We start from the raw sequence: 1,752 nt of genomic DNA, 5'->3' as shown, positions 1-1,752 counted from the left end.
GCTAGTGAATATCCACGACTTATGCCCTTGCTAAAAGAATATCTACCAGAAACAATTATAATAGGCTGTGGTGGTGGGGGTATTGTTGGTATGAATGAGGAGGGAAAACCACAAGAAGTGGAACAACAAACTGCCATTAGTCTTAGTTTGGCAAATTTGCCAGAAGTAACAGTAAAAGCTTTTCACATATCGGCAGAACAACTACCCGACTTAGACAGTTCTCCCGACCAGTGGTGCGAGCTAATCGGAGTACCCACTGTAGAAAAACCTCAATTTATTATACTTGCCGATCCATTTTCTGCTAAAATCAATGACTTGCTTCAAGGATTAGATTATGCTTATCCTAATTCACCCAAGGTGGGAGGATTAGCTAGTAGTGGCCCAACTGGCAACAATGCTGGACTCTTTTTTCAAGATCGCCTCTACCAAGAAGGAGCTGTAGGTGTCTCTCTATCTGGCAAGATTATCTTAGAAACAATAGTAGCTCAAGGCTGTCGCCCTATTGGCAAACCTTATCGCGTTACAGAAGGAGAACGTAATATTGTTCTAGAACTGGAAGAATTAGTTAGTTCGGATCAAATAGTTAGTGATGGTGTTAAACAATCTCCATTAGAAGCATTACAAAATTTATTACAAAATCTCAGCGAAAAAGACAGAAAACTAGCAGAAAACTCTCTCTTTGTCGGTATAGTCGGAGACGAATTTAAGCAAAATTTAGAACAGGGAGACTTTTTAATCCGTAATTTGATTGGGGTAGACCCTAAAGCAGGAGCGATCGCCATTGGCGATCGAGTTAGGACTGGCCAACGAATTCAATTTCATTTACGGGATGCCCATACCTCAGCAGAAGATTTAGAAATGTTACTACAGCGCTATCAAAGAGAAGTTGCTTTCGAGAGTACTCCCACAAACAATGCGACTGCTTTAATGTTCTCTTGTTTGGGACGCGGGGAGGGACTATATGGTAAACCTAACTTTGATTCTAGATTATTTAGTCGTTATTTGAATATCCCCATAAGTGGCTTTTTCTGTAATGGTGAAATTGGCCCTGTGGGTAATAGTACATTTTTACATGGTTATACCTCTGTATTTGGTATTTGTCGTCAACCTTCTTGACATCCTCCCCGACCTAAAAGGCGCGGGGATTCCTACCGAGCCATAGCTCCTAGGGGGGTTGACGTTTCATAGGCTGCTGCTGCCTTGACGGTAGTCTTACGCTTGCCTCCACGTCCGTTTCGTGTCTCGGACTGCCCGCCCGCGACTAATATATTTATCGCTGCATTTTCCAGAGCGATCGTGTTTAGTGCCACAGTTGAAACATTCCCACTCACGAATTGATAAATCCAATTTCCCACCTTTAAAGCCACAATTTGAGCAAACTTGACTTGTAGCTTCCCACCTGCTAATGACTCTAAAATCACGACCGTATTTCTCAGCTTTTCCTTGTAATAAGGTTCTAAATTGTCGCCAACCTAAATCAGATATAGCTCGGGATAATTTACGATCTCTTGGTGCGCATTCCCTTGCGACTTGCCTCTTGCAGAGGAGCTGCCTCTTGCAGAGGAGCTGCGCTAACGCTAACGTCGTCGCGGGGTCGCACCGCTTTTTTACCATGCCAGAAACATTGTCATACCTCTAAAACAACTATTTGGTTTTCACGAATTATTTTAGTAGATAACTTATGTATAAAATCTGTCCTTGTATCTTTCAGCTTGGCACGGATTAGAGTAGCTAAATTCCATGCCAAGCTGA

Annotated in this window: 2 protein-coding genes; one reads left to right on the top strand and one right to left on the bottom strand. The window is 42.5% G+C overall.

Going from position 1 to position 1,752, the window contains the following annotated elements:
* A partial coding sequence (locus F6K22_RS40120; protein WP_293110672.1) for an FIST signal transduction protein occupies window positions 1–1,116 on the top strand: 1,116 nt, incomplete at its 5' end.
* A gap of 96 nt (window positions 1,117–1,212) precedes the next feature.
* On the opposite strand, the gene F6K22_RS40115 is transcribed toward F6K22_RS40120, so the two are convergent.
* The gene (locus F6K22_RS40115; protein WP_363275483.1) at window positions 1,213–1,614 is read right to left on the bottom strand and encodes a zinc ribbon domain-containing protein; all 402 of its coding nucleotides are present in this window, start codon (window positions 1,612–1,614) and stop codon (window positions 1,213–1,215) included.
* Window positions 1,615–1,752: the final 138 nt, after the last annotated feature.

Origin of the sequence: Okeania sp. SIO2F4, from assembly GCF_010672385.1 — a bacterium.
In the GTDB taxonomy this organism is placed as follows: Bacteria; Cyanobacteriota; Cyanobacteriia; order Cyanobacteriales; family Microcoleaceae; genus Trichodesmium.
This window is presented reverse-complemented; position numbering and strand designations above follow the sequence as displayed.

What these genes read in the sequence shown, in the direction of transcription:
- F6K22_RS40115 (WP_363275483.1), bottom strand. Translation starts at nt 1,614, where the DNA reads ATGGTAAAAAAGCGGTGCGACCCCGCGACGACGTTAGCGTTAGCGCAG.